Raw genomic sequence first — 23,916 nt, forward strand, 5'->3', positions numbered from 1 at the left:
TAACAGAAATAAAAGCCCGTCTCGCGCCGGCACGACGGCCATACGCGAAGCGAGCTTTCCGGTTAAACCCCGTCGTCCGCAAGCTGCGCGGCGAGCTTGTCGTGCATGCGCGCCCGCTCCTGCTCGCTGACCATATAATAGTAGATCCCGCCGATGCGCTGACCGCCGCCGTTGACTTGGTCTTTGCTGACGGTATCGATTTCCTTGCGGTAGTTGTTGAACAGCGCCTTCATATCGTCCGCCGTCAGATTCGTCTTGGCGTTCGCCCGGATCTGGTCGAGAATGTCCGGCAGCTTCGCGACGGTCTTCAGCCGCTTCGCCTTGCCGATCAGCTCGCCGAGCACCGACTGCTGACGCTCGATGCGGCCGATATCGCCCTTCGGGTCGTCGTAGCGCATGCGGGAATAGAGCAGCGCATTCTCGCCGTCGAGCTCAAGACGTCCCTGCGGGTAGGTGACGCCGTCGATCGTAAAGCCGAACGGATTGTCCACCGACACGCCGCCGAGAATATCGATGATCCGCTCGAAGCCTTCCATATTGACCTTCACATAGTAGTCGATGGGCATGTTCATGAAACGCTCGACCGTACGGATCGACATGTCGACGCCGCCGAAGGCGTACGCGTGGTTGATCTTGTCCGTCGTGCCTTTGCCGACGATCTCGGTGCGGGTATCTCGGGGGGATGTTGTAGAGAAGGACGGAATGCTTGGCCGGATTGACCCCGACGACCATGATCGTGTCGGACCGGCCGACGTCGCCGCTCCGCTCGTCCACGCCGAGCAGCAGCACCGTGAACGGGTCCTTGGCGTTCAGGTCGACGATGCGGCGCGCCGTATCGGATGGGTCGGCATCGCCCGACGCGGCGAGTTGAACGGCGCCCGTAGCCTTCCCGGCCTCGCCGCCGCCCGCTCCCGCGCCGCCGGCCACGGCCTGCGTGCCGTCCCCCGCCGGGGGGACGGTGCCGATCGGCTGATAGATGTCGCTGATCGTGTCCGTGGCTTCATGGTATAGGTACCACGCATATCCGCCCGCGCCGAGCACAAGCAGCAGCACCGCCGCGGACGCGATGACGAGAACTCTTTTTTACGAGGGGATTCCTCTTGACAGACAATGGAACTCCATCTCCTCCCAGGTACCGTAGAGATCGATCTCGTCGTCTTCCTTCACCGATTCTCCCTGCTGAATCTCGATGAATTCCATATCTGTCGCCGCGCGCAGCGCGTGGTAGGAACCGGCTGGGATTCGGAATACGTCTCCCGGCTTCAGGATATATAATTCTTCGCCAAGCACCAGTTCTCCTTCACCCGAGACGACGGTCATCGTATCGGTCCGCTCCGCATGATAGTGATAGTTCAGGTGCTTGCCGGACTTGAGACAGATGCGCTTGGTCAGCACCTCCGCGTCCGGGCTCTTGGAGTAATCGAGCACGCGATACCAGCCCCACGTCCGCTCTTCGTACATCGGCCGCTGGTTCGGCACGACCATGTCCTTGATCCGCGGGCTCGCGTTTTTCTCGGATACGAGGATACCGTCCGGACTGACCGCGACGATGGCGTTCTGGATGCCGATGATCGTCACCGGAATGTCCAACTCGTTTACCAGGTGCGTGTTGGCGCTGTCCTCGCTCAGCATGCCGTTGCCGATAACGCAGGCGCCCATGTTGTCCGTGAGCGTATTCCAAGTGCCGAGGTCCTTCCAGTAGCCGTCGTAAGGAATGACGACGATATCGGATTCCTTCTCGACGACCTCGTAGTCGAAGCTGATCTTGGCAAGCTTGTCGTAGCTCCGCTGCAGCTCCTCGTATTGGATCGGCACTCCGCGCTCGAGCAACAGCCCGATCAAGTAGCCGAGCTTGAACGCGAACACGCCGCAGTTCCACAGCGCGCCCTCGGCGATCAGCGACTTCGCCTTCTCCTCGGACGGCTTCTCCGTGAACCGCGCCACGCGGCTGTACGAATCGTCCCCGGCTCCCTGCTCTGGCACGATGTAGCCGTACTTCGAGGAGGGCAGCGTCGGCGTCACGCCCATGAGCGCGATTTTCGCGTCCGTACGGTTCAGCACGTCCTCGAGATCCTGGATCCGCTCGAAGAACCGGTCTTCGACGTACGGGTCGACGGGCAGGATGCACACCGTCTCGTTCAGGTCGACCTGCTTCAGCGAATACAGGTAAGCCGCCGCCAGCGCGATCGCCGGGAACGTGTCCCGCCGCTCGGGCTCGACGATGATCGGCACTTGGCCGAGCTGACTCTGAAGGATGTCGAGCTGCTGCTTGCCCGTCGCGATCACGGTCGATTGATCGAGTCCGACCGCGCGAATCTGCCCCCACACCCGCTGGACCATCGATTCCATTTCTTTGTTTTCGTTCTCGAGCACCTTGAGGAACTGCTTGCTTCTCGCATCGTTGGACAACGGCCACAGTCTTTTGCCGGAACCCCCGGACAGCAGTACTAATTTCATTCTATTTTTTCCCCTCCAGATGTTCTGCATGATGTTCTCTCTTGCTCTCCCGCTTGAGCTCGCGTTGAATTGGACTCGCGTCCGCTTAGCCGATTCTGCGTTCTTCCTTTATGCCCGCGGCTTCGGCAGAGCCGGTCAGCTCGTACAGGTGCTCCCACAAGCCCAGTCCGAGCTCTTCGCGCTTCAGCGCGAAGTCGATGTTCGCCTTCAGGAAACCCAGCTTGCTGCCGACGTCGTACAGCTTGCCGTCGTAGCGGTAGCTGTACATGTTCTGGCGCGTAGCGAGCTGCTTCATCGCGTCCGTCAGCTGGATCTCGCCGCCCACGCCGGGCTGCTGATGCGCGAGGATATCCATGATCGCCGGATCGAGGATGTAGCGTCCGATCATCGCCAGGTTCGACGGCGGGTTGACCTTCGGCTTTTCGACCAGATTCGTGATCCGGTTCAGCCGCTTGTTGATCATGTCGCCCTGGATGACGCCGTAGCTGGACACGCTCTCCCACGGCACTTCTTCTACAGCTATAATACTGCCGGCACGCTCGTCGTAGACGTCGATCATCTGCTTCAGGCAGGGCACCTCGCTCTCGATGATCATGTCGCCGAGAAGTACCGCGAACGGCTCGCCGGCCACGAACTTGCGGGCGCACCAAATGGCATGTCCGAGCCCGAGCGGCTCCTTCTGCCGGACGCAGTGAATCTCGACGAGGTTCGTGACGCCCCGGACGATTTCCAGCAGTTCGTTTTTCTGCTTGCATTCGAGATCCGCCTCGAGCTCGTGATTTTTGTCGAAGTGATCCTCGATGGCGCGCTTGCTTCGGCCGGTCACGATGATGATATCCTCGATGCCCGAGCAGATCGCTTCTTCAACGATGTATTGGATCGTCGGCTTGTCGACGATCGGGAGCATTTCTTTGGGCATCGCCTTCGTGGCAGGAAGAAATCTCGTGCCGAGGCCGGCTGCGGGGATGATCGCTTTTTTGACTTTAGTCATTCGTATGGTACCCTCCTATCTGCTGTGAAAAGTGCGACGGTTAATGTTCGCAGGACATGACGACGGGGATAAGGGGGAGGTGGCGATATGATCTCAGGGGGCGCCGCGTGGGCGTCACCCCGGCTTCACGGACTTATGTCTCCTATATACCTTATCGCGTACCGCGTGAATCAGATTCCGGTTGAAATAGAATATGACAGCGAAGTAAAGCAGCGCACCGCAAATGACCTGCAGGATAAAGCCCGTATTGAGCTCGAACAGCGCCCGGGAGAGCCAATCGAAGGCCAGCACGCCGACGACCATGACCAATCCGCATAGCAATCCGGGCGCGATTCCGCGCAGCAGCGGGGACAGGCACGGCCCCAGCACGCGCCGTACGGCGTAGCTGTACTGGATGCAGAAGATGACGATCTGTACCGCGACGAACGCATAGCACAGTCCGATCATGCCGCCGAGATAAGCGCCGATGAACAGGCCGGGCACCTGCACCGCCATGCAGAGCAGCGTATAGCGGAAGTACATGTCCATTCGCCCTTTGGATTGCAGCAGCGGTTGGACGGTGACGACGAGCGAGCGGATGAGGAACATGACGCACAGGATCTGGATCAGCGGCACGCTGGGCAGCCATTTCTCGCTAAAGGCGAACGTGACGAGCATCGGCGCCGTGACGAGCAGGCCCAGGTAGATCGGCGCGTTCAGATAGCTGACCCCTTCGGCGATCTTGATGTAACCCTTGCGCAGCTGCGTCAGGTCGTCCTGAATCTTGGCGAAAATCGGCAGCGTGACCGAGTTGATGAGCGGCGTCAGCTTCTGTACCGGCATGATGCAGAGCTGATAGGCCCACGAATAGTAGCCCAGCGTCTGCGCGCCGTACATGCGGCCCAGAATCAGATAATCCAGATTCGAGATAAAGGATTGAAGGAGATTCGAGGACATCTGATAGACGCCGAAGCTGAGATAACCCTTGAGGTCGTCGCGCGCGAAATGGAGTGCCGGCGTCCATCTGCGCCAGCCCATGATCATGAGGGCGGCGGAGCGGACAAGCGCGTTGCCCAGATAGGAGCCGACCAGCGCGTAGACGCCGTAGCCGTAATAAGCGCCCGCGATCGCGATCAGGAAGCCCGCGAAGTAGGCGGCGATCTGGATTTTCGAGATCGCGTTGAACTTAAGCTCCTTGCGCGACAGCACCTCGAACTGTTGGCCGAAAGCCGGGATCAGGCACAGCAGCGACATCCATCGGACCGGGTTCACGAGATCCGGCTCGTGATAGAAGGCCGCAACGAGCGGCGCGGACAGGAAAATCGCCAGACTGATGAAGAAGCTCGTCGCCAGGTTCAGTATGTAGAGACTCGAGAGGTGGTCCCTGGTGACGTCCTGCCGGTGAATGATCGCGTTGGAGATGCCCATGTCGGTCAGATTGACGGCAGCCGCGACGATGACCATGACCATCCCCATGAGACCGTAGTCCTTGGGCGTCAGCAAATGGGAGACGGTGACGAGCTGCAGCACTTGCACGACGATGGAGACGACGGTCGCGAGCGTGGACCACTTGGCCGCCGCGATCCCTTTTTCTTGAGCGAGCTCATGATGATCGGGTCACTTCCTTGGATGAGGCTGTCCGCCGAAGGCCCTCGGCGAATTCAAGCAGCGTCTTGGCTTTGGCGTCCCAGGCATGGCGCTCGGCCAAGGCGCGGATGCGGTCGCGGCCGTGCTTCGCGGCGATCGCTTCCCCCCACTCGGCCCGGGAATTCGTCCGCGTGCCGGTAAAAGTACAGAAACGGCTCTTCGCGACGCAGCAGCTCGGGCGTCTCGGTCACGACGACCGGCAGCCCCGCGGCCGCGTACTCATACAGCTTCATCGGGCTGCGCCCTTTGTTGGCCGCATGGCCGCTCAGCGGCAGCAGCGCGACGTCGGCATGGTGAAGGTACCTCGGCACGTCCTTGTACTTCTTCGGGCCGAGCAGATGCACGTTGGGCCGACCGGCGAATACGGCGGCCGTCGCGTCGTCGTACGGCCCGATGACGACGAGCGCAAGCTCCGGGCGAGCGTCCGCCAGCTTGCGCAGCGCGCCCAGGTCGAGCCGCTCGTCGAGCGCGCCGACGTAGACGGCGCGGGGTCCGGGAATCGCCCGCAGATCCTCGGGCTCCGCGCCGCCTCGCGCGAAGTGCTCGTACTCGACGCCGTTCTCGAGCAGCAGGCTCGGCAGCGCCGGATTGTACGGCAGCAGCTCCTCGAGCACCGGCTCCGACGTGGAGACAAGGCCGTGCGCCCGCGCCATGATGGCGGCTTCGGCAGCGGCGATCGAGCGATCGCCCGTCATTTGGGCGTACAGGTCGGTAGGCCTGTACACGGTGACGGCGGGCTTCACGATCGCGTCGAGCCCGGCGAACCGCGGCTGGTCGATGAGCAGCAAGTCCACGCTGTCCATGCCCTGCTCGCGCAGCAGCCGTTTCATGCGCGGCAGCGTCCAGTTTTTGCCCGTGCGGGCGTAGATCGGTCCGGCCAGCTCCCACGGCAGCAGCGACATCGGTACGCTGTTCGCCGCCTGGTCCGGTTCGGCCTCGGGCTGCCCCCGGTAAATCTTGAGCCGCGCGCGGATATCCCGGTCCTTATACTTGAGCAGATGCATGGGACTCAGCGGCGTGCTCATGTGGAGGACGCGATGGCCGAGCCGCTTCATCTCGCGGGCGAGATGGTGGGAGCCGACGACGAACGGTCCGCCCATGTACGTATGGCTCGCGAACACGATGTTCATCGGCTATACCCCCTCTCCCGCTCCGGAACGTACGCCGGTTCGGCCGCGGCCAGATGCGGCCGGACCGCGTCCAGCGTCTCCCTCGCGCACTTGTCCCAGGAGAAGGTGCCGGCTCTCGCAAGCCCCCGCTCGCGCAGCTGCGTCCGCAGCCCGTCGTCCTCCATGAGACGCCTGATCTTGGCCGCGATGTCCGCCGGATCGCGCGGGTCGCAGTAGAGCACGGCATCCCTGCATACTTCGGGGATCGAAGCGGCATTCGAGGCGACTACGGGGCACCCGCAGGCCATCGCCTCCAGCGCCGGGAAGCCGAATCCTTCATAGAAAGAAGGGGAAGACGAAGCAGGAAGCCCGGTCGTACAGGGCTCTCAGCTCTTCGTCCGTCACGTAGCCCAGCGTCTTGACTTCGCCCCCGATCCGGCCGCCGGCGGGCTTGAAGATCTTGCTGCTGCCGCCGGCGATGACGATGTCGAAGCCGACGTCGCCCATCAGCTCGATCGCCTTCGCGACGGACGCGAAGTTCTTGTTCGGGCTCATGCTGCTGACCGCCAGCACGTAAGGACGCGTCAGTCCGTGACGCTCGAATACCGTCTCGTCGGCCTGGATCCGAAGGATATGCTCCCGACCGTGGTAGATCGTCTTGATCTTGCGCGCGGGAACGCCGAAGTGCTCGGTCAACTGCGCGCGGGAGAATGCCGAGCAGGTCAAGACGCCTTTCGCGTTCATGCCGAGCACGCGCTGCAGCACCTTGTACCAGGCGCGAAAAGCGAAGGAGTACGTATCCGGCGCCGCGTATACCGCCGCGTCGTGCATCGTGACGGCTTGGCTTCGCTTGGTCATCGGCCCCGTGTTGCACAGGCTGAGCAGGAATCCGTCCGCGCTGAGCGCCGGCAGGCTCAGCTGCTCCCAGGCGTGACCGGAGCCGCGCCCCGCCTGCTTCGTCGGGATATGGCGAAGGCCGATCGGCTTCAGCTCTCCCTTCGGCGCCAGCACGACGAATTCGTATCCTTCGACCGCCGCGTCGCGTTCCCCGACCAACGCGTCGAGCGAGCGAAGCACCTCGATCGCGTATCGCTGCACGCCCGTGACGGGATGCGTCAGGAATCGGCCGTTGATATAGATTCTCTGCATGGTCATGTCCGGTTCACCCCCGAGAGCCGCCAGCTCTTGATTTTTCGCTTGTTGTAATGCAGGACCAGCGTGAACAGGAGCAGCACGACCCAGCAAGGGAAAAACCGGCCGCTCGTGAAGTACAGGTAACGCGGAAACTCCAGGATGCCCACCATCCAGATCGGGTACATCAGCATGCCGAACGTGTGATTGTTGCGGAAGTGCGCGTACAGCACGCCGCTGATATAACCGAGAAGCGCCATGTAGACCAGCGCCCCGCCGAAGCCGTAATCGTGATAAGGGAGCATGAGCCCCGATGGATTGTTGAACTCCGGATTGCCCATCGTTGAGAGTATGTTGTCCAGCAGGCCCATCGGCCGCACGCCGTATACGTTGGCGTACGCCTCGCCGCCGGGCGGAATCTTCCACAGCCACTCCCAAGTGTAGTAAGGGAACGGGATCGACGGAAACCCGAGCTCTCTTATGTATAAGGTGCCGGTATTAAGCGCGGTGACGTAGTAGCCGAAAAACCGGGTGACCACGAACTCCCAAAACGAAGGATAGATGTGGACGTAGTAGCTCAGCCAGGAACGGAAGTACTCGCTGAGTCCGAAAAACCCGATGACGAACACGATGCCGATGAGCGGATACAGCTTGACGAACGGCACCCGTTTTCCCTGCTTCAGGCGCATCGAGATCCAGATGATGGCCGCCGGCACCAGAATCTCCATTAAGGCGAGCCGCTCCGAGAAGAAGATCGAGCGCATGAGCGTCAGCAGGAAGACGACCGCCATCGCGGGCAGGAACGTCTTTTTCCCCTTCAGGCATTGGTAGTAGGTCGCGAGGATCGTGAAGGCGATGCCGAAGTTCGTGAACGAGGTGACACCCGTAATCTTGTCGAAGTTCTGCTTGATCGAATAGATGGCGCCGGGCTCTCCCTTGATGACGGACAAGAATAGCGCCACCGTGAAGCCGCTGCGGACCATGATCAGAAAGTAGACCGCGTAGCCGAACAGCGTCATGGCGAACAGGGCGTAGACGACGAACTTGATGAAGCTGTCGCGCTTCAGCACGGCATCGGGCAGCACCGATACGGGCTTCACGCCCTTGTTCAGCATCGACGACAGCAAGCCGCCCAGGACGAAGGCGACTGCCGGATAGACGGCGAGCCAGATGTTGCCGCTGTCGATGAATTTCTCGACGCGATAGAACATCAGGTAGTTCTGGGCCGGGATCAGGTAAGCGCCCGCGATGACGACCCCCATCACGATGGCGAACAGGATGGTCGGGTTCATCCACCAGACCGAAGCATTCTTTCTCATCTCACGGGCACTCCCTCGTCTTGATTGCGCCGGCGCGGCGCGTTCACCTGCCATAAAAAGCGACCGGCTCCGCCTCGAACTGCGACAGGCTGCCGACATGCGGCCGTCCGACCGAGTAGTATCGGAGGTCGGCCTCGTTCACCTGCTCGCTCGTGTACACGTTGCGGCCGTCGATCAGGATGTTTTGCCGCATGACCGCCTGCACCTCGGGCAGGGACAGCGACTTGAACGCCGGCCAGTCGGTCAGCAGGCACAACGCGTCGCAGTCCCGCGCCGCCTCGATCGGATTTTCCTTCCAGACGACCTCGTCCGACTGTTCGAAGATTGCCCGGAAGTTGGCCGTCGCCACCGGATCATAGGCCTGCACCTCCGCGCCTTCGGCCAGCAGCGCGCCGATGATGTCCAGCGCCGGCGACTCGCGCACGTCGTCGGTGTCCGGCTTGAACGCCAGCCCCCAGACGCCGATCCGCTTGCCGCCGAGCTCGCCGAGCGAGCGCCGCAGCTTCGTCATCACGTTGAAGCGCTGGCCCTGGTTGACCTCGACGACCGACTTCAGCAGCTTGAACTCGTAGTCGACGTTGCCCGCGATCTGGATGAGCGCGTTCGTGTCCTTCGGGAAGCAGGAGCCGCCGTAGCCGATCCCGGCTTGAAGGAACGACGGGCCGATCCGCCGGTCGTGGCCCATGCCCTTCGCGACGTCCGTGACGTCCGCGCCGACCTTCTCGCAGATGTTGGCGATCTCGTTGATGAAGGAGATCTTGGTCGCGAGGAAGGCGTTGGACGCGTACTTGATCATCTCCGCGCTGCGCACGTCGGTCACCATGATCCGATCGGTCAGCGGCCGGTGCAGCTCGGCGATCTTCTCCGCCGCCTCGGGGCTGTCGGTGCCGATGATGATGCGGTCCGGGTGCAGCGTGTCCGAGATGGCCGAGCCCTCCCGCAGGAATTCTGGAATCGAGACGACGTCGAACGGATGCGGCGTGAGCCGCGAGACGATATCCCGGATACGGTCGTTCGTGCCGACCGGCACAGTGCTCTTGGTCGCGATGATCTTGTAGCCGTTCATCGCGAGCGCGATCTCCTGCGCGGCCTGCTCAATGAACGCCAGGTTCGCTTCGCCGTTCGGCAGCGGCGGCGTGCCGACGCAGAGGAAGATCGCCTCGGCGCCCTCCACGGCAGGCGTCAACTCGCCGGTGAAGCGCAGGCGCCCGAGTTCGCGGTTTTTGGCGATGAGCTCCTGAAGGCCCGGCTCGTAGATCGGCACTTCGCCGCGGTTCAGGCGCTCGATCTTGCCCAGATCCTTGTCCAGGCAAGTGACGTCGTTGCCGATCTCCGAGAAGCAGACGCCGGATACGAGCCCGACGTACCCGGTGCCGATGAAAGTCAGTTTCATAGTTGTCTTTTCCCCTATAGAACGGCCTGGACGCTTCCCGCCTGGCGCGTATTTTGATGCAGCTTGTTGTCGACGTGCTGCTGCAGCTTCTTGCGGAACGACTCCGGCGAGAAGCGCACCGCGTTTTTGCGGCAGTTCGCTGCCTGGATCGCGCCGCCTTCATTCTCAAACCGGCTCACGGCCGCCATCACCTGCGCCGCGGTCTGCTCCTCGAAGAAGACGCCCGTCGGCTGCGGAACGCCGAGGCCGCGGACGGTCTCGAGCGATCCGCCCTTGCCGTACGCGATGACGGGCGTGCCGCAAGCCTGCGCCTCGACCGGCGTGATGCCGAAGTCTTCTTCGGCCGCGAACACGAACGCCTTGGCCCGCTGCATATGGTCGATCAGCACGGCGTCCGGCTGATAGCCGAGCACCTGGATGTTAGGCGCCTTGGCCGCCTGTGCCTTGACCTTCTCCATGTCGGGTCCGCTGCCGATGACGACCAGCTTCTTGTCCGGCATGCCGGCGAAGGCTTCGGCGATCATGTCCATCTTCTTGTAGGGGACCATGCGGGACGCCGTCAGGTAGAAGTCTTCCTTGTCCTCGCGGTAGGCGAAGGCGTTCACGTTGACGGGCGGATAGATGACGCTGGACTCTCTGCGGTACACCTTCCAGATGCGGCTGGCGATGAATTCGGAGTTGGCGATAAAATAATCCACGCCGTTGGCGGTCCGGTAATCCCACATCCGCATGCGGCTCAGCATCCACTTGGCGAAGGCGCCCTTCAGGCCGCGCTGCAGGCCCGATTCCCTGAGATATTGATGCTGCATGTCCCAAGCGTAGCGAATCGGCGAATGCACGTAAGAGATATGGAGTTGGTTCGGCCCCGTGATGACGCCTTTAGCGACCGCGTGGGAGCTCGATAAAATGAGATCGTAAGCGGACAGATCGAACTGTTCGATGGCGAGGGGCATGAGCGGCAGGTACTGCCTATACTTCTTTTTTGGCGAAAGGCATGTTTTGCAGAAAAGAGGTTCGGACCTTCCGGTTCTTGAGGAAGCCCCGGTCCTTCTCCGGCAGGAAATCGACCATGGCGAACACGTCCGCTTCGGGATACACCTCGAGCATTTGTTCGACCACTTTTTCCGAACCCGCGTATGTCGTCAACCATTCGTGAACGATCGCGACCTTCATTTGGCTGTCGTCCTCCTGTCCGTACCCGATGACATCTGGTTGATTTAATAAGCGCCCTTCTTGAGCAGCACGCTGCGTACCGTCGCGAGCAGAATCTTGATGTCGAGCGCGAGCGATTTATTGTAAACGTAGTAGAGCTCCAGGTCGACGCGCTCGGGATAGCCGACTTCGCTGCGGCCGCTCACCTGCCAATAGCCGGTGATGCCGGGCTTGACCGACAGGAATTCGCGCTTTTTTATCCCGGTATTCCTTGAGCTCCTGGGCGACGACGGGCCGCGGGCCGACGAGGCTCATCTCGCCCTTCAGCACGTTGAACAGCTGCGGCAGCTCGTCGAGGCTGGTCTTGCGGAGGAAGCGGCCGATGCGCGTGATGCGAGGGTCCTCATGCGGCTCGAGCTTGTAGTTGCTCGCTACGTATTTGGCGTACAGCGCCTTGTCCTCCCGCAGCAGCTGCTCGGAGTTGGTGTTCATGGAACGGAACTTGTAGATGTTGAACATGCTTGCTCCCTTGCCGATGCGGTGCTGCCTGAAGAAGACGGGCCCCTTCGGATCCTCGAGCTTGACGAGCAGTGCAATAACGGCAAATACCGGGGAAAGGAGGATCAATCCGATGCCCGATCCGAGCAGGTCGATCGCACGCTTGGCGCTTAAGAAGAGATAGTTGGTTCCGCTTTTCTGGACTGTGGACTGGACGATAGGCTGGGCGGACGTCGTGGCGGTGGCGCGGCTGGCGATCTCAAGCTCGTTGCCGACTAGACTCATGGTTTAATCTCCCCCGTATCCGTAGTAATTGGCGTAGCTGGATTCAATGCGGTCGCGGTTCGTATTGTTCAGGACGGCGCCGAGGATATGGGCGCCGACGTGCTCCAGGCCCAGACGGGTCCGGCGAACGGCTTCCTTGGTGACCTTGCCCGAGCGGGCGACGAGGACGACGCCGTCGGACATCGCGCCGACGATCTGGGCGTCGGCGAACGACGAGGCCGGCGGCGAATCGACGACGATCACGTCGAACTGCGTCTTCAGCTCCTCAAGCAGCCTGCGCATCGATTCGGAACCGAGCAGCTCCGAAGGATTCGGCGGCACGGTGCCTGCCGGGAGCACGTACAGCCCCGCGACGTCGGTCTGCTGAATCGCGTCCTCCGGCTTGCCGCGCCCGATCAGGATGTCGCTTAGACCGTTTCGGCTCGTGCGGAAGAAGGCTTGTCCCACCGCCGGCCGCCTGAGATCGGCGTCGAGCAGCAGCACGTTTTTGTTTTCCTGCGCGTAGCTCATTGCCAGATTGATCGCGGTCGTCGTGCGGCCTTCGCCGGTGACCGCCGAAGCGACGAGGATCAGCTTGACCGCTTGTCCCATCGAGGAGAACCGGATATTCGTACGCAGTTTCTTGTAGGATTCGAACACCGAGGAGCCGGGGCCCGCTTTGGCGATTTGGCGATGCTTGCCGTTTTCTCTTGTCATAGAAGATCCCTGCCTGTCTCTTGTTTAGGATTGCGACGATCTGTGTCCTTCCGCTCACGCGTCGATGCGGCTCGGCATCAGTTGGTAGCCCGTCGCCTGGCTTGTATTGCCTGCCAGCACGGAGTGATAGATTCGTTCCAGCTTCTGGTTCTGCTCCTTCAGGTCGAACGATTCGCAAGCCCGTTCCCTGCTCCTCGCGCTCATCCGCCGCCACAGCGCTTCGTCGCTCAGCAGCCGCGAGATGCCGGCCGCGAGGTCGAGCCAGTCGTGCGGGGCGGCCAGCAGTCCGGTCTCGCCGTGGCTCACCGCCTCCGAGATGCCGCCCGTGCGGAAGCTCGCTACGGGGAGCCGCATCGAGGCCGCCTCGATGAAGGAGATGCCGAATGCCTCTTCTGCGCCCGTCGGCGTCGGCACGCTCGGCACCGAGAATACCTTCGCGCGGCTCATCCAGTGCTTCACGACGTCGGGAGGCTGCGTGCCCAGGAACCGGTATTTGCCAAGCGTCCTGGCAGCCATCGCTTCAAGCTCCGCCCGGAGCGGCCCGTCCCCGATGACGACGAGCTCTGCATCCGGCATTTGCCGCTGCACCTCGTTCATCGCCCGTATAAGATAGGCAGCGCCCTTCACCTCGACCAGACGGCCCACGAACAGCACGATATTTTCCCGGGACTGTGCCTGTTCCGGATCGGGCTTGAACAGCTCCGTATCGACGCCGATATAGTGGCGCACGATCTTGTCCGCAGGATATCCCTGTTCGATCAGCTTCCCGCGGATGAAGTCCGATACGGCAATGAATACCGCGGCGGATCGCTGCAATTGCTCTCGCTTGCGAATGTATTGCCGGTGCGTGTAGTAGGACTTGCGGGCGTGTTCGTCTTTGACCGTCGCATCGTAGCCGTGAAACGTGACGATGAGCGGGATGCGAAGCCGCCTCGCGATCGGCGTGGCCAGCACGCCGTCGGGACCGAAGTGCGCGTGCAGCAGGCGGAAATCCATCTGCCTGAACTTGCGCTCGAGCGGGAACCCGAGCCCTGTCGCCTTGAACAACAGCTCGCGCAGCCTTCCGCCGGCGCCGCCCTCGTTCAGCACGGTGACGCGCTCGGGATCGAGGGCGATACCCGCATTGCGCTTGGAGCCCGCATAGTGGGCCCGGTAAAACCGCATGCCTTCCGCTTGAGATCGTATAAAAGTTTCGGATGGCGCCAACAAACTGTCTCGGTAGATGAGGATGTTTCGTAACGTCATGACCGGCCGATCCCGCCTCCTTCGCTCGCCTTGGCAGGTCAGCGCTGCTCTTCGGCGGGTCTAAGCTCTTGCTTGCCGCGTACGGCGGCCTCCCTGGCGAAAGGAATCGCCGTGCGGACTTTGCCTTGCGCCATATCCTTTTGCTTGATCTTGCCGATGCTCGCCAGCATCGTGATGCCAAGCTCGCTCTCGAGATCGTCCGCGGTCCTGACCTTGTCGTCCAGGTAGTCGACCAAAAACGCGATGCCGAAGCCAAGAAGCGCGGCGAGCAGAAAGCTGAATATATACAGGACGGTGTGGCTGCTGTTGATCGGACCCGGCGCGGCCAGCGGATCCGGCTCGGTGAGCACCGTAATGTTGTTAAGCTTCATGAGTTCGGTGACGCTGCCGCGGAAGGCGTTCGATACGCCGTTCACGAGCTGCACGGCCGTGCCGTAGTCGTCGGCCTTGGCGACCAGCGTGATGATCTGCGCGTCCTTCATCGTATTGACCGCGATCTTGTCGCTAATCTGGGTAGCCGACATGCCGAATTCGGGATGCTGGTCCGCGACGCGCTTCATGACGGACGGGGATTTGATGATCTGCTTGTAGGTGTTGATAAGCATGAGGTTGGTGTTGATGGAGTTCTGGTCGATGATCTGCTGCCCCGCGACCGTCGATTCGGTCTTGTTGACGATCAGGTCCGTCGACGCTTGATAGACGGGCTTCACGTACTTGTTGGTGTAAACATAGGCGGCCGTGCAGATGACGATGACCAGCAGGGCGGGGATCCACCAGTATCTCTTAACGACCTTCAGGTAGTGCTGCAGCTCCATTCTAGATAGCCTCCGCTTCGTTTTGTGTGATTTTTGCGCCTTGCCGGATTGGGAGATTTGGACGACCCCGACGAACGAAAGACCCCTGGAGGAAGGTCAGGTTATGTAGGTGCGGGGTACCCCTTTTAGCCGGCTCGTCCGTCTCTCTCATTCTTGACCCCAACTTAAACCTTCGGCTCCGAATCTGAAACAAACAAGCATAAAGTGGTAACGTTTTCAAGTGGGTTTTCTCATTTTTCAAAAACGCGAAAAAGCGCGCCGTTATCGCAACGGCGCGCTTTGTCAATAAGAATTATTAAAATCCTGTGTTTCCTTCCAGATGGATATTGCCGCCCTTGAAATTGGTAGGGGACTTGCTAGAATCGCTGAGGACGTTGTTCGAGAAATAAATGTTCCCTAGGTCCCCGTCCCCCCCACACGCCGATACCGTCGTTCACGGCGTTTTTGATCGTGTTCGCGTCGAAGGTGATATCGTCCAGTTTGCCTTGCGACGCGTAGACCAGAATGTTCGGGTGATCGCTGCTCTCGCGCATGCCCGTATGCTCGATCGTGTTTTTCTGCACCGTGACGTTTTTCGTATCGGCGGTCTCCCACTCCTTCTCGACGGAGATATAGATGCCAGCCATCTCCGTCCGTTGGATGGTATTGCGCTCGATCGTGACATCCTCGCCGCCGACGACAGATATGCCTCTCGCCTTGGAGTCGTAGCCGACGTCATTGCCGGCGATCGTCACGTCGTGCGTCACCGCGCTGTCCTTCAGGTAGCTGACGACCGCGATGGCGTCGTCCCCCGTGCCGGACACTTTGTTGTTCTCGATTCGGATGCGGGTGCTTCCGTCCGTGATGTGTATGCCGTCGGCCCCCGTATTCTCGATCAGGTTGTCCGCGATGACGCCATCCTCGGAAGACTCCTGTACGAGAATGCCCGCCGTGCTCGCTTTGTCGATATGCACGTTTTCGATGCGGAAGCCGTTGGCGTTTCTGACGGTGATGCTATTTTTCGCATTCTCGCCGTTGCCCCGCTTGACCGTACTCTCGTAGACGTGGCTCAAGTCGCTCAGCGAAGGGCCGCCGCCCTCCAGATCGATCGAGCCGCGCTTCGGATCGGTCGATACGATGATCGTCTTGTCCGCGCCCGCTCCCCGCACCTTCACGCCGTCGACGACCCAGATGTCGCCGATGCGATATTCGCCTTCGGACAGGCGAAGCTGAAGTCCGTCCGCCTTGGCTTTCTCCGTGCAAGCTTCAAGCGTCTTCAGATCGTCTTCGCGATCGTCCGCTCCCGCCAGGCAATGCAGCGAGCCGTCTTCGATCGTCCAGGCCGGCTCGTCCTGCTCGTCCGTCGGCACGCCGGAAGGCGATGCCTCCTGCGTTGACGAGGGAGAGGGGTGCCCCTCGGGCCCCGACACCTTCTCGTCCCCCCCCGCGCGGCCACAGCAAGACGACGACCAGCACCGCGAGCAGGGCGACTCCAAACCCTAGCGCATAGCGTTTTTTCCGGATTCTTTCCATCCCGACCTCCATTAGGCTCTCTTTTTTTAGATTTATCGGACCTAGATTTATCGGACTTACCAGAGTTTCACCCCCTATGCACCTGGGTAAAACAATCTCGCACATTAGAAAACGTTAAGAAGCCGCATGAAGCAGCCGTATGGACACAAAAAAAAGCCAACCCGGATAACCGGATTGGCCTGCCTTTAAAATCCCGTGTTGTCGCTCAGATGAATGGTGCCCGCCTTGAAAGTCGTATTCGCGCCTACCGTATTGATCAACGTATTTCCGGTAAAGTAGATGTCTTTGATCTGCCCGTCGCCCCAGACGCCGATTCCGCGATGGGCCGCGTTTTTAATCGTGTTGCCCGTGAACGTCACGTTGTCGATGACGCCCTGCGAGGCATAGACCAACACGTTCGGATGATTTTCCGGCTCGTGGATGCCCGCGTGATCGACCGTATTGTTCTTCACCGTGATCCGGTCGACGTTCACCGTATTGTAAGAGCCTTCGCAAGCGATATAGATGCCCGCCATCTGGGTGTCCTTCACCGAATTGCCTTCGATCAGCACGTCCGTGCCGCCGACGACCGTGATGCCGCGCGCCTTGGAGAGGTATCCGACGTCATTGCCGCGGATCGTGACGTCATGCACCGCGGGACCGTCCTGCGCGTAGCTGACGACCGCGATCGTATCGTCGCCCGTCGCTTTGACCGTATTGTCTTCGATCAGGATGTCGCTGCTGCCGTCCGTAATATGAATGCCGTCCGCACCGGTGGAATCGACGGTGTTGTTCGTGATGGTGCCGCCCTTGGATGCGCCTTGAACGAGAATGCCGGCCGTGCTCGACTTGTACACGTAGACGTGGTCGATCGTGAAGTTCGTCGCGCCCCGCACGGTGATGCTGTTTTTCTCGTTGGAGCCGTTGCCCCGCGCGACCGTCGTCTGGTAGACATGCTTGACATTGCTCAGCTTGGCATTGTTGCCCTTGAGATCGATCGAGCCGTTCAAGGGGTCCGTGGAGATCAGCGTCGTCTTCGACATGCCCGCGCCGATCAGCTTGACGCCGTCAAGCGTCAGAATCTTGCTCAGGTGATATTCGCCTTCCGGCACGGCTACGTACTTGCCCTGCGACTTCGCCTTGTCCAGGCAAGCCGCGAACGCGCCGTAGTCATCCTTGCCGTCGTTCGCCACGGCGCCGCAGCTCTCGACGGACAGCGCGTAGGCGTCCGCGGGCACCGGCGTAGCCAGCGGCAGCGCGACGGGCGAAGCCGTCGTTTGCGCGGTTGGCGTTGCGGTTGCGATCGGCTGCGACGTCGCGGTCGTTTGCGCGATTGGCGCCGCGGTTGCGATCGGCTGCGCCGTCGCGGTCGTTTGCGCGATTGGCGCCGCGGTTGCGGTCGGCTGCGCCGTCGCAGCCGGTTGCGCGGTTGGCGTCGCGCTAGGCGTGACTGACGGCGTCGTCGCAGGCTGCGCCTCGGCAGCCGTAAAGGATACAGTCGGATCCCACAACGTATGATCGTTATTCATCGTCGTCCTGCTGTTGACTTGGAAGTAAACGGACGTGCCCTTCTCCACCGCGATCGGTTTCAGCGCGGGCGTCTTGCCGTCGGTCGTCTTGACGATGGCGCTCCACAGCGTCGTCTTGTCCACCTTGATGGTGGCGAGGATGCCGTCGCCTTGGCTGTCGCCCTTCTTGACGGTGCCGCCGATCGTGATCGTCCCCTTGCCCGGGGATACCCACTTCAGCACGGCGTCGAAGTCCTTGCTCGGATGCATCGCGTCCTTGTTCACCCAGGGATAGCCGGTATTCGCGGCCGCTTGCCAACGGTCTTCGGCAGCGTTGTAGGCGAGATTGCTATACACCGAGCCTGCGCGTTTTTGATAAAACCATTGATTCTGCCCCTGCGCGACCGCGAAATCTTGCGGAGCGGCATATAAACTTGCAACGCTGACGGCTTGCGCGTTCTGTACGGACACGAACGAATTCGTAATGCTGACACCTAGGACGAACGCCATTGCCGTCAAACCGATTTTTTTCAAAAAAGATAACCTCCGTATGTTTGAATATGATTGACACTGGGTAAAGACGGAGTAATAGCCATAATTGCAAGCTTCGAAGCAGCTATAATTGATATATCGGATCGACATGGGATTGCATGAATACATTGGCAATCTATTTAGCATGCCAATTGTTTCCTGCGGCCTATTTTAGCATGCTTTTGCCGGATTTAAAGAAAGGAATTTATAATGTATTTTTAATAGAAGAAACACGACTTTTTTAGAGTACCTATCCGCGAAAAAAAAAGGAGGGCTTGTCGGAAGGGAAAGGGGCAGGCATTTTTAAACAATCATTTAAGAAAACGCACATTCATACACCACATGGGCCAATTTAAAGCGTATATTGAATTTTTTTATATGAAAAAAAAGTTAATCAAAATGTTTGAGCAAAAAAAAGAATGTCGCGGGTTAGGCGCGACATTCTTTTTTTTTGCGAAAGCCCGCAAATAGATCCAGGCGACTGCTCTACGGTAGCAGATGCCGATCGCCCGTCAGTTGAAACTTATGTACGCATCGTTCGTTCATCCGCCGCGCGTCCGATCGACGACGCCCCCCTCTGCGATCGAGCGGCACATCGCCAGGTAGGCCTGGCGCGCTTCGGGCGTCCAGCCGTTGCCGTATCTCTTCTTCCAGACGCGTTCGTCCTGTTCGAGGAAGCGCTCGATCGCCCGAACCGGGGCCAGGCGCGCGGCGTCCGCGCACATGCGCTCCGCGTGACGCAAATATTCGCCGATGACGGGCATCGCCTGCTCATAGTCGTCGATGTCTTCCGCCGGACCGCCCGCGATCAGCGCAGCCAAGATCCCGCCGGCTCCCTCGTAGAGCGACGGATCGATCGTATCCGCTTGAAGCGCCTCCTCCAAATCGCCCTTGAGCGCGCAAGTATAGGCGAGCAGCCCGTCGCCGATCCGATTGCGGAATCCCTCGCGCAGCAGCCAGTCCCGAATCTCCTGCGTCTCCGGATCGAGGCGTTCGACGAGGTAAATCCGGCCCCATCCGTCGACGCACCGCGCCAGCTCGCAGAGCGATTTGCTGGACTGATCCATGCTCATGAGCGCAGAAGCCGCGTACAGCGTGAACTCCTCATGCTTGCCTAGCGTGAACGTTAGCTCCCTGTGCCGCTCGCTGCCGTATTGGCTCAGCAAGGCGAGTCCGAACTTCACGACATTGCGATGCACGCTATGCCGAGCCATCCACAACGCCTCTTCGTACAGATTGCCGGCGTTTAATCCCGGAAGCTTATGTAAGGCCTGAAGCGCCGGGCTGATCGCATCCAGCGAATCCTTGCGCATGAGCGCGAGATAGGCGGCTCTTCGGTTGCGGACATTGCGGTCCCGGCTGAGCCGGGCGAGCAGGCGCGTCAATTCCTTGGCGACGCCGTCATCCCAAGCGGCCCCGATCGGGCCGATGTCCTCCAAGTCCTGCTGGCGCAGCGCCTCCCGGCGTTCGGGCTTGTCCGCGTATTCATCGTCGTCCGGCAGCGCCTGCGACTTCAGCTTGCCGTCCTGACCCGTCCGCAGGACGATCATATCGTAGGCCGACGGCTTGCCGGCCCAAGGATACAGCGGGGCGACGGCTGTGTGGTGAAGCATACGGATCTCTTCCTTCCGACCGGCAATCGGTCTGGCCGTATCAAGCCGGATTGCCGTTACGTATGTATTACCCGCCTGGCAGATATTGCATCGGAAAACGGGGCGGCATACGTCCGGGCACGCAGAAAACGAGGCGCACGGATCAGATCCGCGGGCCTCGCAGGAGAACAAGTCATTATGGCGTCAAAACGATATGTGCGGCCGTCAGCTTAGGCAGCTTGTACGTAAAAGTATTGTTGACGATATCCGCCACGCCTTGCAGCTCGACGATCTCGGCACGCGAGCCGTCGAACGCATAGACGCGCGCATGCCGGTATGGCGTCCCGCCGGCGATATGGATCGTCGCGTTCATCGCGTAATCGTTGTTTTTGTTCAGCGCGATCAGGTGCAGCTCGCCGGCGTTCTCGTCCGATATCGAGCCGTAGACCGAGCTGTTCTCCACGTTGTTCGTCTCTGCCTTGACCTTGATCGAACCGAAGTGCGCACCTTGGCCGTCATAGCTGGTGAACAGCTTGACCGCGGCCGAGATATAAGGCGCCTCCTTCAGCCCGTTCACCATCTTCCAGAAGGTCGCGAGATGAACGCCGTATTTGCCGAAAATGCCGAGCGCGTCCGCTTGCGCGATGCCGCCGTACACGTTATTTTCGCCGCCGTAGTTATACTCGGTAATCGCGATCTTCGTGCCGGGATTGTAGGCGTCGATCGATTGCTGCGTCCGCGGCAGGATCGGCAGGAACGCGCTGTACCATTGGCCGATCCAGCTGTTCTCCGTATAGGTCGGGTCCCATAGCGATCGCGGCGCCTGCATGCGGGCCTCGTTCGCCTCGAGATTGTTGTAAGAAGCCAGATCCGTTATGCGCGAGCCGCCCGCGGAAATCTCGGGATACCAGTGGTAGTCGACCGCGTCCAGCAGTCGCTTGCCTTGCTGGGCGGAGGCCGCGCGGAACTTGTCCAGGTAATAGTCCATGAACCACTTGTAACCGCCGCTCTTCAGCGACTCCCAATCGTCGGCCGCATGCATGCTGTACAACTCGTCGAAGCTGTAAGAGGCGGGGCCGTACATTTCCGCATAGGGATCTACGTTCTTGACCGCCTTGGCGAGCTCGATGCCCTTGTGCGTCACCTCCGCCGCGCCCGGCTTGTCCGGATGCATATACGGATGCGTCTTCTGCCATAGGCTCGGTTCGTTGTCGATCGAGTAGCCCTTGATGCCGGTCGCGGTGCTCGCGTCGCCGAAGCGGTGAACGAGCGAATTGACGAATTCGTCCATATAAACGGCGTTGTCGTTCAAATCGGGCGTCAGGCTGAGCGGCGCGTTCTTCGCGGCGTACACCGGCACCCAGCGGTTCGAAGGCGCGGTCTCCCAGGATTGAACCGCCCCGTCCTTGTCCGCGGCGACGTAGCCGCCGGTCTGCAGCGTGGCCAGCGTGTACGATCCCATCGCCAGCGACTTCTGATGGAAGCCGGCGATGCCGATGCCCGGCTCGTCCATATTGCCGCCGTACGGCACGCCGCCATAATACCAAGGGACGTAGTCGTCGCTTCTGTGACCGTAGTCGTCGCCGGCGTTGGAGGCGTTCGTCTCCCAGTTGTAGGTGGTCAGCCGGTTGCCGCCCGTGCGGCGCGCGCCCCAATGCTCGGTGCCGGTCAGATCGTCGTTCGTGCCGTAAATGTAAGGGCTGATCGGCGCGCGCTCCGCATCCGGATCGATCTCGAATTGCACGTCGAAGTCGCCGGTCGGCGTCAGCACCGTGTTGGTCACGATCTTGTCGCTCCACTTGCCGCGCGTCTCCCCGTCCTTCGCCCGCACCCGGTATACGTGCTTCGTGCCTGCGGCCAGCGCGCTATGCGCATAGGAGGTCTCCAGTCCGACATCCGTCACGGCGCCGTCGACCTCAACCTCGTAGCCGGTTACTTCCTCTCCGATCGGGGACCAGGTCAGCGCGACGCTGTTCTCCGTCGTCTTGCCCCGGACATTGACCGGCGCGGGCAGGTCCTGCTCGCCCAACGTGCGGACGACGACGGCGCCGCTCCAGATGCCGGCCTTGTCCCCCTTGCGCGTACGAACCTTGTACGTATGCTTTGTCCCCGTCTTGAGCCACGAATCCAAGTAAGACGTCTCCGCGATGCCTTGGACGATCGTGCCGTCCGCGCTTACGTCATAGCTCGTCGCGCCTTCGACCGGCTCCCAGGACAGCAGCACTTCGGTCTCGGTTGGCTCGCCTGCGATGGCGGACGGCGCGGCCGGGATGTCCAGCAGCTTTGGTTCGGCGCCCCACGCGAGCTGTCCGTCGACATAAGCCGTCGCCTTATCGCTCGCGGTGGACGAGATGGCGCCCGTAAAGGAATAATCGTTGGTCTGCGTAAAGTCGGTCCAGTTGTCTTTGTTAATCCACGTGTAGACGCCTGCCTTCGCTCCCGGCTTCAGCATGCCGGCATCGGCCGCGAAGTCGAGCTCCAGATAGTAGTCTGCCGTCTCTGCGGGAATCGGCATCTTGACGAAGCGCGCGGTCACCTTTTCTTTGGCCACGGTGCTCCAGAAGCCGATCGACAGCGGCCGTTCGCCGTCGATCGTGAAGTAATAGCGCGCCGTTACGCCGCCCAGGTCGATCGGCGCCGCGCCCATGTTGAAGATCTCGAGCTCCGGCGTCGGCATTTGCGCGGTCGCCTTGTTCCCCGTCTTGACGCGAACCTCGAGCGCCGGACCGGCCGGCGGCGTCGCCGTAGGCGCGGCGGTCGGGGACGCCGTAGGCGTCGCGGTCGGCGTTGCGCTCGGCGTCGTACTAGGCGCAGCAGTCGGTGCCGGCGTCGCTGTAGGCGTCGCAGTCGGCGTTGTCGTTGCCGTAGGCGTCGCAGTCGGCTCCGGCGTCGGCGTCTGACCGCCGCTGCCGGCGCCCGCTTCTACGTTGACGAACGCCGCGCCGGCATGCCACTTGTGATAGGCGCTCCAGCCGGCGCCGAATACGCCAAGGCTGATCGTATACTTGCCCGGCGCCGCGCCGGCCGGCACGCGCCAGGTGAACGCGACCGTCTTTTCCACGCCCGCCTGCAGCTGCACGTTGTCCTTGAACGTTTGGCCGACCTTCGCGAGCGCCGGATCGAACACTTCGGCGTCGAGCAGCACGGCGGCGTCCTCCGCGGCCGTCACGCGAACGTCGATCGTCAATTCTTCGCCTGCCTTTACCGTGCCCGGCGACACGGTCGCCGACGTGGCGTACGCTTCTGCAGCGGCATAGACCGCCCTATCCGCGCCCGCGGACGCCAGACTGCCCAGGAGCAGCGCCGCCGCGGCCATCGCCGCGATCGCTTTTTTTCCGATTCTGTTTATGATTCCGTTTTTGATTCCCATGAATCTCATCTTTTCTCCCTCTCTTACGTATCGTGCTATGTCAGCTTAACAGAGCGGGCGACCGCGATTATGTGTCCGGCGTTACAAAAATATCGAAATTTCGCGCGCCGAAAATGCGCCATTTTGCGAACATGTGTGCGAGAAATGATATAATAAAAACTCCTAGTAAACCGGAAACCGAAGCGAGGTCTATCGATGTTCACAGAAGATACGCCGCCGGAAAACGACCCGCGGTGGGAAGACCTGCTGCGCCGCGTCGCGGAAACGTTCGACGACCTGACGCTTAAGCGCGGCTATCAATATTACAAGCAAGGGCGCGTCGAGCTATCCGATCCCGAGGACATGCGGCATCTGCAGGCCGAGGTGACGGGCACGGCGACCTATCGGACGCGGGTCGACCTCGAAGCCTTGGAGGACGGCAAATGCAACTGTCCTGTCGGTCGCCCGTGCAAGCACATGACAGCGGTGCTCATGGCATGGGCCGGCTACCACGGCTATCCCGTCCCGACGCTGGCCAACGCCAAGACGCTTGCGTCGCGCCCGCGTCCCGTCTCCGCCGGGCGGCAGCAGAACGCCGAGATCGAGCGGCTCTCGAGAGACGCGGTCCGCATTCCCGAGATGAGCGTCCCGGAGTGGCTGGATCTGTTCGGCAGGTGCCTGGCGCCGATCGCCGGCCAAGTGCGCAACACGCAGTACGTGAAGCAGGC

17 protein-coding genes and 3 pseudogenes are annotated in these 23,916 nt (G+C 61.0%); 2 read left to right on the top strand and 18 right to left on the bottom strand.

The features are described 5' to 3' along the window. Window positions 1-62 precede the first annotated feature (62 nt). Window positions 63-659, bottom strand: a complete 597-nt coding sequence (locus OMP38_RS19615) for an LCP family glycopolymer transferase (RefSeq protein ID WP_338130592.1) — start codon at window positions 657-659, stop codon at window positions 63-65. Between OMP38_RS19615 and OMP38_RS19620 the strand changes: the two genes are divergently transcribed. Continuing rightward, a complete protein-coding gene (locus OMP38_RS19620) occupies window positions 571-1,011 on the top strand; it encodes a hypothetical protein (protein WP_277566584.1) in 441 nt (146 codons plus the stop codon). The two genes, OMP38_RS19615 and OMP38_RS19620, sit on opposite strands and share 89 nt — an antisense overlap. 72 nt (window positions 1,012-1,083) lie before the next feature. Here the strand turns inward: OMP38_RS19620 and OMP38_RS19625 are convergent, their stop codons facing one another. The 17 genes and pseudogenes from OMP38_RS19625 to OMP38_RS19705 all read right to left on the bottom strand — a co-directional run bounded on the left by OMP38_RS19625 (window position 1,084) and on the right by OMP38_RS19705 (window position 23,218). Beyond that, complete coding sequence (locus OMP38_RS19625) at window positions 1,084-2,457, bottom strand: sugar phosphate nucleotidyltransferase (protein WP_277566585.1); 1,374 nt, start codon at window positions 2,455-2,457, stop codon at window positions 1,084-1,086. 85 nt (window positions 2,458-2,542) lie between these two features. After that, a complete protein-coding gene (gene galU / locus OMP38_RS19630) occupies window positions 2,543-3,448 on the bottom strand; it encodes a UTP--glucose-1-phosphate uridylyltransferase GalU (RefSeq protein WP_277566586.1) in 906 nt (301 codons plus the stop codon). A gap of 114 nt (window positions 3,449-3,562) precedes the next feature. Further along, a complete protein-coding gene (locus OMP38_RS19635) occupies window positions 3,563-5,011 on the bottom strand; it encodes an MOP flippase family protein (RefSeq protein WP_277566881.1) in 1,449 nt (482 codons plus the stop codon). A gap of 77 nt (window positions 5,012-5,088) precedes the next feature. Continuing rightward, window positions 5,089-6,204: a glycosyltransferase gene (locus tag OMP38_RS19640; protein WP_277566587.1), complete on the bottom strand. Its 1,116-nt coding sequence runs from the start codon at window positions 6,202-6,204 to the stop codon at window positions 5,089-5,091. Then, window positions 6,201-6,491, bottom strand: a complete 291-nt coding sequence (locus OMP38_RS19645) for a glycosyltransferase (protein ID WP_277566588.1) — start codon at window positions 6,489-6,491, stop codon at window positions 6,201-6,203. Before OMP38_RS19645 ends, OMP38_RS19640 begins: the two co-directional genes overlap by 4 nt. A gap of 28 nt (window positions 6,492-6,519) precedes the next feature. Next, window positions 6,520-7,338 (bottom strand): glycosyltransferase family 4 protein, encoded by an 819-nt coding sequence (locus tag OMP38_RS19650; RefSeq protein WP_277566589.1) that lies wholly within the window; start codon window positions 7,336-7,338, stop codon window positions 6,520-6,522. Then, a complete protein-coding gene (locus OMP38_RS19655; RefSeq protein ID WP_277566590.1) occupies window positions 7,335-8,633 on the bottom strand; it encodes an O-antigen polymerase in 1,299 nt (432 codons plus the stop codon). Before OMP38_RS19655 ends, OMP38_RS19650 begins: the two co-directional genes overlap by 4 nt. A gap of 43 nt (window positions 8,634-8,676) precedes the next feature. Next, window positions 8,677-10,026 (bottom strand): UDP-glucose dehydrogenase family protein, encoded by a 1,350-nt coding sequence (locus OMP38_RS19660; protein WP_277566591.1) that lies wholly within the window; start codon window positions 10,024-10,026, stop codon window positions 8,677-8,679. Between the two features lie 14 nt (window positions 10,027-10,040). After that, window positions 10,041-11,199 (bottom strand): annotated as a pseudogene (locus OMP38_RS19665) (glycosyltransferase family 4 protein). Window positions 11,200-11,243: 44 nt separating this feature from the next. Beyond that, a pseudogene (locus OMP38_RS19670) lies at window positions 11,244-11,961 on the bottom strand (sugar transferase). Window positions 11,962-11,964: 3 nt separating this feature from the next. Next, window positions 11,965-12,657 (bottom strand): CpsD/CapB family tyrosine-protein kinase, encoded by a 693-nt coding sequence (locus OMP38_RS19675; protein WP_277566592.1) that lies wholly within the window; start codon window positions 12,655-12,657, stop codon window positions 11,965-11,967. Between the two features lie 54 nt (window positions 12,658-12,711). Next, complete coding sequence (locus OMP38_RS19680) at window positions 12,712-13,902, bottom strand: glycosyltransferase (protein WP_277566593.1); 1,191 nt, start codon at window positions 13,900-13,902, stop codon at window positions 12,712-12,714. Window positions 13,903-13,940: 38 nt separating this feature from the next. Then, window positions 13,941-14,717 carry a YveK family protein gene (locus tag OMP38_RS19685; protein WP_277566594.1) on the bottom strand — a complete coding sequence of 259 codons (777 nt, stop codon included), beginning with the start codon at window positions 14,715-14,717 and terminating at the stop codon, window positions 13,941-13,943. A gap of 356 nt (window positions 14,718-15,073) precedes the next feature. Continuing rightward, window positions 15,074-16,126 (bottom strand): right-handed parallel beta-helix repeat-containing protein, encoded by a 1,053-nt coding sequence (locus tag OMP38_RS19690; protein ID WP_277566595.1) that lies wholly within the window; start codon window positions 16,124-16,126, stop codon window positions 15,074-15,076. Between the two features lie 288 nt (window positions 16,127-16,414). Next, on the bottom strand, window positions 16,415-18,250 hold the full coding sequence (locus tag OMP38_RS19695) for a right-handed parallel beta-helix repeat-containing protein (RefSeq protein ID WP_277566596.1): 1,836 nt from the start codon (window positions 18,248-18,250) through the stop codon (window positions 16,415-16,417). Window positions 18,251-18,789: 539 nt separating this feature from the next. Next, entirely contained in the window at window positions 18,790-19,860 is a 1,071-nt protein-coding gene (locus OMP38_RS19700; protein ID WP_277566597.1) for a hypothetical protein, read from the bottom strand. Between the two features lie 175 nt (window positions 19,861-20,035). Continuing rightward, complete coding sequence (locus OMP38_RS19705) at window positions 20,036-23,218, bottom strand: glycoside hydrolase family 44 protein (RefSeq protein WP_277566598.1); 3,183 nt, start codon at window positions 23,216-23,218, stop codon at window positions 20,036-20,038. A 333-nt stretch (window positions 23,219-23,551) separates the two neighbouring features. Between OMP38_RS19705 and OMP38_RS36070 the strand changes: the two are divergent. After that, a pseudogene (locus OMP38_RS36070) lies at window positions 23,552-23,641 on the top strand (hypothetical protein); the annotation flags it as partial. Window positions 23,642-23,916: the final 275 nt, after the last annotated feature.

Source organism: Cohnella ginsengisoli, from assembly GCF_029525555.1.
GTDB classification, from domain to species: Bacteria; Bacillota; Bacilli; order Paenibacillales; family Paenibacillaceae; genus Cohnella; species Cohnella ginsengisoli.

Excerpts from the sequence above, each read along its gene's own strand:
- OMP38_RS19620 (WP_277566584.1), top strand. The coding sequence starts at position 571 with ATGAAACGCTCGACCGTACGGATCGACATGTCGACGCCGCCGAAGGCG.
- OMP38_RS19625 (WP_277566585.1), bottom strand. The coding sequence starts at position 2,457 with ATGAAATTAGTACTGCTGTCCGGGGGTTCCGGCAAAAGACTGTGGCCG.
- galU (WP_277566586.1), bottom strand. The coding sequence starts at position 3,448 with ATGACTAAAGTCAAAAAAGCGATCATCCCCGCAGCCGGCCTCGGCACG.
- OMP38_RS19640 (WP_277566587.1), bottom strand. The coding sequence starts at position 6,204 with ATGAACATCGTGTTCGCGAGCCATACGTACATGGGCGGACCGTTCGTC.
- OMP38_RS19645 (WP_277566588.1), bottom strand. The coding sequence starts at position 6,491 with ATGGCCTGCGGGTGCCCCGTAGTCGCCTCGAATGCCGCTTCGATCCCC.
- OMP38_RS19650 (WP_277566589.1), bottom strand. The coding sequence starts at position 7,338 with ATGACCATGCAGAGAATCTATATCAACGGCCGATTCCTGACGCATCCC.
- OMP38_RS19655 (WP_277566590.1), bottom strand. The coding sequence starts at position 8,633 with ATGAGAAAGAATGCTTCGGTCTGGTGGATGAACCCGACCATCCTGTTC.
- OMP38_RS19660 (WP_277566591.1), bottom strand. The coding sequence starts at position 10,026 with ATGAAACTGACTTTCATCGGCACCGGGTACGTCGGGCTCGTATCCGGC.
- OMP38_RS19675 (WP_277566592.1), bottom strand. The coding sequence starts at position 12,657 with ATGACAAGAGAAAACGGCAAGCATCGCCAAATCGCCAAAGCGGGCCCC.
- OMP38_RS19680 (WP_277566593.1), bottom strand. The coding sequence starts at position 13,902 with ATGACGTTACGAAACATCCTCATCTACCGAGACAGTTTGTTGGCGCCA.
- OMP38_RS19685 (WP_277566594.1), bottom strand. The coding sequence starts at position 14,717 with ATGGAGCTGCAGCACTACCTGAAGGTCGTTAAGAGATACTGGTGGATC.
- OMP38_RS19700 (WP_277566597.1), bottom strand. The coding sequence starts at position 19,860 with ATGCTTCACCACACAGCCGTCGCCCCGCTGTATCCTTGGGCCGGCAAG.
- OMP38_RS19705 (WP_277566598.1), bottom strand. The coding sequence starts at position 23,218 with ATGAGATTCATGGGAATCAAAAACGGAATCATAAACAGAATCGGAAAA.